General features: G+C 62.5%; 8 protein-coding genes and 1 tRNA gene. 6 read left to right on the forward strand and 3 right to left on the reverse strand.

Annotation, left to right across the window (positions count from 1 at the left end; all coding sequences use genetic code 11):
* The first annotated feature begins 68 nt into the window (after positions 1 to 68).
* The 4 genes from A9K66_RS19875 (at position 69) to A9K66_RS19890 (ending at position 3,980) form a co-directional block, all read left to right on the forward strand.
* A complete protein-coding gene (locus A9K66_RS19875; protein ID WP_245307615.1) occupies positions 69 to 815 on the forward strand; it encodes an ABC transporter permease subunit in 747 nt (248 codons plus the stop codon).
* Positions 816 to 859: 44 nt separating this feature from the next.
* Positions 860 to 2,020, forward strand: a complete 1,161-nt coding sequence (gene ssuD / locus A9K66_RS19880) for an FMNH2-dependent alkanesulfonate monooxygenase (protein WP_067327190.1) — start codon at positions 860 to 862, stop codon at positions 2,018 to 2,020.
* A gap of 102 nt (positions 2,021 to 2,122) precedes the next feature.
* Positions 2,123 to 2,683: an FMN reductase gene (msuE, locus tag A9K66_RS19885; RefSeq protein WP_067327193.1), complete on the forward strand. Its 561-nt coding sequence runs from the start codon at positions 2,123 to 2,125 to the stop codon at positions 2,681 to 2,683.
* Between the two features lie 223 nt (positions 2,684 to 2,906).
* Positions 2,907 to 3,980, forward strand: coding sequence for a DUF2817 domain-containing protein (locus A9K66_RS19890; protein ID WP_067327197.1), 1,074 nt, complete (start codon positions 2,907 to 2,909; stop codon positions 3,978 to 3,980).
* 529 nt (positions 3,981 to 4,509) lie between these two features.
* On the opposite strand, the gene A9K66_RS19895 is transcribed toward A9K66_RS19890, so the two are convergent.
* Positions 4,510 to 4,836 (reverse strand): hypothetical protein, encoded by a 327-nt coding sequence (locus tag A9K66_RS19895; RefSeq protein ID WP_156751106.1) that lies wholly within the window; start codon positions 4,834 to 4,836, stop codon positions 4,510 to 4,512.
* Between the two features lie 366 nt (positions 4,837 to 5,202).
* Between A9K66_RS19895 and A9K66_RS19900 the strand changes: the two genes are divergently transcribed.
* Positions 5,203 to 5,277 (forward strand) — tRNA-Thr (locus tag A9K66_RS19900).
* Between the two features lie 381 nt (positions 5,278 to 5,658).
* Positions 5,659 to 7,089 (forward strand): NAD-dependent succinate-semialdehyde dehydrogenase, encoded by a 1,431-nt coding sequence (locus tag A9K66_RS19905; RefSeq protein ID WP_245307617.1) that lies wholly within the window; start codon positions 5,659 to 5,661, stop codon positions 7,087 to 7,089.
* Positions 7,090 to 7,155: 66 nt separating this feature from the next.
* On the opposite strand, the gene A9K66_RS19910 is transcribed toward A9K66_RS19905, so the two are convergent.
* Entirely contained in the window at positions 7,156 to 7,896 is a 741-nt protein-coding gene (locus A9K66_RS19910; protein ID WP_067327208.1) for a GGDEF domain-containing protein, read from the reverse strand.
* Positions 7,897 to 8,158: 262 nt separating this feature from the next.
* A partial coding sequence (locus A9K66_RS30815) for a thermonuclease family protein (protein WP_197507499.1) occupies positions 8,159 to 8,725 on the reverse strand: 567 nt, incomplete at its 5' end.

Raw genomic sequence — 8,725 nt, forward strand, 5'->3', positions numbered from 1 at the left:
CTCCCGCCACGGCTCAGCTGAGGCCGTCCCCCCCGCCGCGCAGCTCAGCATCGGCAAGCACGTTCGGCATCAGCCTGGTGACGTTGGCGGCGCTGATCGCATTGTGGGTGCTCGCCGCGCAACTCGGCTGGGCATCGCCGCTGTTCCTGCCGTCGCCGGCCGACGTGCTGACCCAGTTCAACGCCGTCGCGGCCGATGGCTATGCCAATGGCACGCTGCTCGACCACACGCTGGCAAGCCTCGGCCGCATTGCGGCGGCACTCGGCGTCGGCATTTTCGTCGGCATTCCGCTTGGCCTGCTCATGGGGCTCAATCGTTGGGTAAAGGGCATCTTCAGCGTGCCGATTGATCTCTACTGGGGGCTGCCGCCGCTGGCCTACCTGCCGCTGCTGATCATATGGCTCGGTATCGGGGAAACCTCCAAGATCGTTCTCCTGTCGCTGTCGACCTTCGCCCCGATCTGCTTTGCAGCACAGGCGGGCGTGCGATCGGTGCCCGTCGAACGCCTCAACGCCGCGCTGTCCCTAGGCGCCAACCGGCTGCAACTCTTCACCAGCATCATCCTGCCGTCCGCTTTGCCGGAGATCTTGACCGGCCTCAAGATCGCCATCGGCGCAGGATTGTCGACTCTGGTCGCGGCCGAGCTGATCGCAGCCCGGTCCGGGCTCGGCTACATGATCATGTCGGCGGCCAATTTCCTCGCGACCGACGTCGTGTTCGTCGGCCTCATCGTCATCGCCGTGCTCGCCTTCGCCTTCACCAGCGGCATGCGTTGGCTGGAACATCGCCTCATCCCCTGGAAAGGCAAGCTCTGAGGCTTGCTCCCATAGATTCCGCAATCACTGAAGGAAACAATCCGATGTCCGGCAACAGCACCCGCCCGCTCGATATGTATTGGTACCTGCCGACCCATGGCGACGGCCCCTATCTCGGCACCGACGAGCGGCACCGGCCGGCAACCTTCGGCTATCTCAAAGAAATTGCGCAAGCCGCCGATCGGCTTGGCTTCAAGGGCGTGCTCCTGCCAACCGGAACACGGTGTGAGGACGCCTGGATCGTGGCCGCCGGGTTGATCCCATTGACCGAACGGCTGAAATTCCTGGTGGCGTTGCGGCCGGGCAGCGGGACGCCCGCACTGTTCGCGCGCCATGCGGCCACGCTGGACCGCATTTCCGGCGGCCGGGTGCTGCTCAATGTCGTCACCGGTGCTGATCCTGCCGATCTCGCCGGCGACGGCAACAAGCTCGGTCATGACGAACGCTATGCGCAGACTGATGAATTCCTCACGATCTGGCGCCGTATCCTGTCCGGAGAGCCGGCCGACTTTGAGGGCAAGTATCTATCTGCTCACGGCACCGACATTTCTTTCCCGCCGGTCCAGCAACCCTATCCGCCACTTTGGTTCGGCGGGTCTTCGGAGGCGGGCATCGAGGTCGCCGCCAAACACACCGATGTCTATCTGAGTTGGGGTGAACCCGTCGAGCAGGTGAAGGAGAAGTTCGATAGAGTCAGGGCACGAGCGGCGGCTCAAGGTCGCAAAATCCGTTTTGGACTGCGCATAAATCTGATCGTGCGTGAAACGGAGGAGGAGGCCTGGGCGGCGGCGGATCGACTGATCAGCCGCGTCACTGACGACGTGATCGCTGAAGCCCAGCATCAATTTACCAAAGTTTCGGAGTCGGTCGGGCAAAAGCGCATCTCCGCTCTGCACCAGGGACGCCGCGACAAGCTGGTTATAGCTCCCAATCTATGGGCCGGATTGGGTCTCGTTCGAGGCGGTGCCGGCACCGCGCTTGTTGGGAGTGCGGAAAGCGTTGCCGCCCGCATCCGCGAATATCAAGAGATAGGGGTGGAGAAGGTTATTGCCTCGGCCTATCCGCATCTGGAAGAAGCTTTCAATGTTGCCGAACTGCTGTTTCCGCAGCTCGGACTGCAGGGTGAATTGCCCCTCAAGGAGCGCGGCTGGGATCTGGAGTTTGGGCGCGGCCGGGGCGCCGGTGTCCGAGTAGCGGCGTCTTAGGCAGGTCGATTTCTTGCCTAGAGGAGAGAAGTGGTCCACGCAGCATCACTGGTGCCGTGCCAGGCCCGCTTACGTCTGAGTTTGACCATCGGAGTTCGGCTTATGTCAAATCCATCAATCGTCGGTTTTTCGGGGAACTTCAGCCGACCCTCGAAGACCCGCGCTTTCGTCGACCTCGTCGTTCAGAACATCGCCAGCCGCCATCGCCTGTCCCATCGAACGTACGATATCGAGGATGTCGGTCCCTCGCTGGGGGCCGCCAAATGGCAGCGCGACCTCGACGCGCAAGCCCAAACCGTAGTTGCAGATGTTGTCGCCGCGGACGTGCTCGTCGTCGGGTCTCCGACATACAAGGGTAGCTATACCGGGCTGTTCAAGCATTTTTTCGACTTGCTTGATCCAACGGCCTTGAGAGGTAAGCCCGTGCTTCTCACGGCCACCGGGGGCGGCGAGCGCCATGCCCTTGTCGTTGAGCATCAACTCAGGCCGCTATTTGGCTTCTTCGAGGCTTTCGCGCTGCCCACAGCCGTGTACGCGACCGACAAAGACTTCACCGATGGTGTGCTTCGGTCCGAACAGATCCTGAAGCGAGCGGCGCAGGCGGTTGATGAAATCGCGATTCTGCTAGCCACCAAATCCGGTCTCAGAATAGCCGCCGAATAAATCCATGCCGCGGTGCTTCAGCGGAAGTGTAGTATCTCGCCTTCCGGGTCGCGGCAAGCGGGCGTGAAGGCAGTCCTTTGCCGATCAGCCGAAAAGCGGACTCTCCGCTGGCGGCCCCGATGCGGCCCTTCTCCGTCCATGTGCTGAGTGTCGGCTCTTGGCGTCTTGCCGCCTGTTCGCGCGCCTGTCACGATCGGCTTTGCGACTGCGGGAGGGAATATTGATGGACAGCTTCTCAGAAAGTTATGCCGAGGCGCGCGGCAAGTTTCTTGTCGCCTGCGCGGGGGCCGGAGCTCAGGTGACGAGTTATTCGCGTCAAGGGCTGACGGGTGAGGTCGGCGAGGCGCTCGCGACCGACGTCGCCTGCCTCGGGCCGGAGGACACGGAGCGCGCCGCGATCGTCATCTGCGGCACGCATGGCTCGGAGGCCTTTGCTGCGTCGGCAATCCTGACCCGCTGGCTATCTTCCCGCAATGGCGGTGTGCTGGGCGTCCGGCTGGTGCTCGTGCACGCCATCAATCCCTGGGCGTTCGCACACCGCACGCGCACGGACGAGGACAATGTCGACATCAACCGCAACTTCCTAGTGTTCGACGGCGACCCGCTACCGGACAACCCGGCATATGATCCAGTGGTACCCTTCCTGCACCGGGACCCGTCGGACGCTGCGGAGGTTCTCCAATCGCATCGCGCTTACAAGGCGCATTTCGACACTCTTGGCTGGGCACTGGAAGGAGAGGTATGGTCGGGACAATGGCATCGCCCCGACGGCGTCATGTATGGCGGAAAGGCGCCGAGTTGGTCGAACGTAACGTTCCGTCGTATTGTGCGCGAGCATCTTTCCCGCGCGCGAACAATCGGTTTCCTCGACTGGCACACCTGTATGGGTCAGTTTGGCGAGATCGTGCATCTGATCTTTGACGCGCCCGACAGTGATGAACACAGGGCGGCAACCGGCTGGTGGGGTCTCACGGCGAAAGACAACAGTGCCTTCAAGACGGGAGAAAAGCCGAACTACCGCGGGCTTTTGTGCCGAGCGATTGGCCAAGAGCGGCCTGATGCGCGAATCGCTGGTGCCGTAGTCGAGTTCGGCACGGCCGACGACTATCAGATATTCCGTGGAGACCTAATCGACCGTTGGCTTCGCTTCGAAGGTCGCCACCATCCCGATGCTAGGGCGTTGCGCGCGTCCTATGTCGACATCTGCTGCCCACGCGACGTCTCCTGGCGCAGGTTGGTGGAGGCGCGCGGTCCTGCCTTGATGGACCAGTTGCTAGCGGGGGTCGCGGCCTGGTGAGCTGACGGTGGCCTCGTAAACTCACCGGGTCTGGAGTTGGGCCCGTGGGTGAATTTGTGAGACGCTCACGGGTGTCGGACTTGGCCCGATCTAAGGCCTCAGCCGTATGGGTTGAACGTCCGCTATTAGCTTGACGTTGCCAAAAGATGCCTTTCCGCTACCGGTCCCAAATCTGCCGGTCAGCAGTTCGTCGCCATCTCGGTCCGCCTGGTGGCTAGCAAAAGCAACGCCGGTGTGGAGAAAGACCCGCATGAGCTTTCTTTTCACTGCCGGAGATCACATCCGCTGACTGATGGACGCGATCGGCAAGACCTTCGCTGTGGGTGAGGAAATCAGCGTGTATTGCCATTTGCGGACACACCGGGCGGCTCAACCTGGTGAGCATCGCGTGCCGCCGCGGCATTAATTACTCTGCCGCGAGGCGTGGCGCTTCAACAAGAACCTTGGCTTCACCCACCACACATTGACCGATTCGGTCTCGAAGTGGCCGCGCCAGCGGAACGACTATGCGAAGGCGAAGGGCGGCTGATTACCAGTCGCGCGCATGTCGAGGGGCTGGCTTCCTCGCTCTCGGCCGCGCGGGTGCTTCGCCTCCCATATCCACGGCCACGTCGATTTGCAGCTGCTCCACGATAGCGTCGCGCGCCAGGTTGGCGAGTTCATCGGTGGTGCAGCGGATCAGGCCGGCCTCGTCCTGGTGCTTGAACAGGCAGATGGAAACCGCGCCGCTGTCTTCATGCTCCCGCTCTATCGCGGCTGTCACATGTTTAGAGCGCCAGGCGAGCCATGCGGCCAGCTTCGCAAGGTCGTCGCGATCGTCGAGCCAGAGGATCCTGGCCCGAGCTTTACGATTCATGGTTCCGGCATCTCCTGCCACGTGGTCATAGCGCAAAGGCGATTTTGGTGTAAGGCCGGACGCCGAAATCGCATCTATTCGCCACGGGGACAGGGCCAGGACGCGCGACAGGGCCTTCGCAGGTAGTGAGTTGAAGGGCTGGGGTGCGAAAAACCTCTGTACGGGGCGCTATTCCCATTCGTATCCAAACCGGCAACGATCCGGCAACAAAAACGGTGTAGCTCTCGGCCTATCGGTGTAGACTGGAGCACGTGCCGAGCCCGTTTGGAACCACATTGGCAACATCAGGCCAAAACCGCGCACGGTGTGAAAGGGGGCCGCTACGCCTTGCAATTCAAGGCGTCTGCGGTTATTCAGACGCCCGTTGCTGCGGTAGCTCAGTGGTAGAGCACTCCCTTGGTAAGGGAGAGGTCGAGAGTTCAATCCTCTCTCGCAGCACCAGCCTATCCCTTTGATTGGGAATAGCTATCTGACTTTCTTGGTTTTTTCGGCGCCTGTCTGGTACACAGGGGTGGTGTTAGCTCGAGACTGTCTAGAACCCTGGGCGATGGAAGACGACCGGCGTCTATTACCTTCGACAACGCGCCCCTCCAATTTGCTGATTTTCCGCTGGACGGAAAGGTCGGTATTCCCGTGGCGAAGACCACAAGAACGGTTAAAGCTGGGAGACCCAAGGCCAAGAAGCTCCAACGATCACGCTCAGTCCTTGAGAGGCGCGGACGTGCGGAATACATCTTGGCCTTCTGCAAGGTCAGCCTTTGAACGAGGAGACTGGTATTGCCCCTGTGCCTGCCGATCCTGCGCCACCTGAAATCCCCTGACCTGTTCGGCGCTATCGACCGTGTGCCGGCGCTTGGCACGCCGGTTGGCGGGAGCACGTTCGAGGTCTTCAATCCATCGACGGGCGAATTGCTGGCGGAACTTCCCGACATGGGGATTGCGGAGACGCGCGCGGCGATCGACAAGGCCTATGCCGCACAGGCCGAATGGGCGGGGCTGACGGCCCGGGAGCGCAGCGAAATGCTGTGGCAGTGGCATCAACTGATCGTCACCCACACCGACGATCTCGCGGCGATCCTCACCGCGGAGATGGGCAAGCCGCTCGCCGAAGCCAGATCGGAAGTCTCGCATGCGGCGGCGTATCTGCAATGGTATGCCGAGGAGGCCAATCGCATCTATGGCGAGACGATCTCGGCACCGTCGACGGACCGCCGCATGCTGGTGATCAAGCAGCCGATCGGCGTCGTCGGCACCATCACACCATGGAACTTTCCCGCATCGATGGTGGCGCGCAAGATCTCACCGGCGCTGGCGGCAGGCTGCGCCATTGTGCTTAAGCCTGCCGAACAGACGCCGCTTGTTGCAGGTGCCATGTTCGCGCTTGCCGCCGAGGCCGGCTTTCCCGATGGTGTTGTAAATCTCATTTATGCCTCGGAGGGTGCCGCGGTGGGGTGCGAGCTCTGCCACAATCCCAAAGTGCGCAAGATCAGTTTTACCGGCTCGACCGAGGTCGGACGCCTGCTCATGCGCCAGTGCTCGGACCAGATCAAGAAGGTCAGTCTCGAGCTCGGCGGCAATGCGCCTTTCATCGTCTTCGACGACGCCGACATCGATGCCGCCGTGGATGGGGCGGTCCAGGCGAAGTTCCGCAATGCCGGCCAGACTTGCGTTTCGGCGAACCGACTTTACGTCCAATCGGACGTTCATGATGAGTTCGTCGACAAATTCGTGCGGCGGGTCGGCGAGCTTCAGGTCGGTGACGGTTTCGATCCCGGCGTCGCCATCGGCCCGCTGATCGACAGGCGGGCGCTCGCCAAGATCGAATCCCACATCGCCGATGCCGTGGCAAAGGGCGGCGCGATCCGGTGCGGCGGAGGCCGGATCGCCAGAGACGGCACGTTTTTCCAGCCGACGGTCCTTACCGACGTCTCCAGCGCCATGACGGTGGCGCGGGAGGAGACATTCGGGCCGTTGGCCCCCGTCATCCGTTTCGAGGATGGCGATCAGGTCGTGCGTGAGGCCAACGACACCATTTACGGACTAGCCGCGTATTTCTACGCATCCAACCTGAAGCGCGTCTGGCGTGTGGCGGAGGCCCTGGAATACGGCATGGTGGGCATCAACACCGGGCGCATGTCCTCGGAAGCAGCACCCTTCGGGGGCGTCAAGCAGTCCGGCATCGGGCGGGAGGGGTCCCGCCACGGCCTCGAGGATTACCTTGAGATGAAATATCTCTGCATGGGCGGCATCTGAGACGCAGAGATTTGAACCGCAGCCCACGCCAGGTTGCCGGCGGGGGTTGGCTGCTGATCGCGCCGCTCAGTTGTTGAAATGGGACAAGTGAAAGCCGGTCTCGTCCTGCAACTCGGATAATCCTTCCTCGGCCGAGCGGAACATGTCTTCGAAAGCCAATTCATGCTCGAAGACGACGCCGCCAACGCGGATGGCGAGCACGTCCTTGTCGCCTTTCGGCGCGAAATAGATCTGCCCGACCGCTTCCCGGACGCGCTTGCCGATCTCTTTGGCGTCCTCCTCGGTCGCGCCCGCGAGGAAAACACCGAACATCGCGGTTCCGATGCGGCCGATCAGATCCTCCTTGCGCACCGAGGACCTGATGGCGGTGGCGATCAGCCGCAAGGCTTCGTCGCCCCATTCGAGGCCGAAGCGCAAATTGATCGCCGATAGATGCTCCGGATGGATGACGAGAAAAGCGCCGGAGCGCGGCCCGGCCGGTCTGGCGGCTCGCCTGTCGACCATCGACGTGAACACGGCCCCGTTGAGGCAGCCGGTCAGATGGTCGTAGGTGCCGGATCTGGTGAGCTCCTGCCGGTAGCGGCGGATCTCGACTTCTCTCCAGCCGAGTAAGGCAAAAAGCGGCAGGCCGATGATGATGGGCAGAAGGGCGGCCGTGATGACGCTGCGGCCGAACGGCGTCAACGCGTCGCTGAGCAGCAGCAGATAGTTCAGGCCGAGCGACAGGCCGACGCAGCCGGCGGTGCCCAGCAGGGTCAGCCAGACGACATGCTTCCAGGCCTCTGCCGGCGCGGTCTCGGTTTTCATACTCACTGGCCAATCTCCTGTTGGACGCATTGGCTTAAAGGTGGTGTGTTACGATTTCCGTTTCAGCTTGGCCTACAATTTGAAGGAAATCAGTGTCTTTCTCCTTGGATATCGTCGGCGGCTGCGGCCCGGTTCTCGCTTCGATGTGATTCGGTCGCTGAAACCGGGTGAGCGTTTGGTAGGATCGCTGAGCTGCCTTAACCATTCCGTTTTTACGCAATGCCGGGCAGGGAAGGCCGTTGCGCGCCTTTCCGGGAATGGCCTATTGCGGCGGACCGAAGATGCCCATCTCGGCAGCCCTGGCGACGGATTCGGCTTTGCCGTAGATGCCCGAGGCGGACGCCATTGCCCAGCCATTGGCAACCAGCCAGGCGCCGACATCCTGTTTGCCGAGCGTGCACGGCGCGGCGATGGCAAAACGGTCGGCATCGGGCGGCAGGACACATTTTACGGCCCGGCCGCGCAGCCAGGCATTGAAGGCGGCGCGGGCGCGCTGCCCGCAGGGCCAGGTGGCGTCGCCGAACGCGCAGGTTCTGGCGGGATCGACGTCGATGGTGCCGCTGACGATCACCCTGCGCCCCATGGCCTCGAAGATCGCCGACGAGGTGGCGACCGGGCGATAAAGCAGCGTCTCATGCCAGTCCTGCGGCATCGGCGTCTTCGGCGGCACGGCGAGGCCGAGCTTGCCGAGCGGAGGGCGGGGCTCGATGCGCTCGATCCCCGCCACGTCGAGGGGCGGCGGCGCGATGAGGTGCTCGGCTATCCTGCGCGCCGGCTGGCCTGGCCGCGTGTCATGGACGGCGATGCGAGAGGCAGGTCGGGCTTCGCT

Source organism: Mesorhizobium sp. AA23, from assembly GCF_001672435.1.
Lineage (GTDB): Bacteria > Pseudomonadota > Alphaproteobacteria > Rhizobiales > Rhizobiaceae > Mesorhizobium.

Coding starts and splice junctions, on each gene's coding strand:
- A9K66_RS19890 (WP_067327197.1), top strand. CDS start 2,907: ATGGACAGCTTCTCAGAAAGTTATGCCGAGGCGCGCGGCAAGTTTCTT.
- A9K66_RS19895 (WP_156751106.1), bottom strand. CDS start 4,836: ATGAATCGTAAAGCTCGGGCCAGGATCCTCTGGCTCGACGATCGCGAC.
- ssuD (WP_067327190.1), top strand. CDS start 860: ATGTCCGGCAACAGCACCCGCCCGCTCGATATGTATTGGTACCTGCCG.
- msuE (WP_067327193.1), top strand. CDS start 2,123: ATGTCAAATCCATCAATCGTCGGTTTTTCGGGGAACTTCAGCCGACCC.
- A9K66_RS19910 (WP_067327208.1), bottom strand. CDS start 7,896: ATGAAAACCGAGACCGCGCCGGCAGAGGCCTGGAAGCATGTCGTCTGG.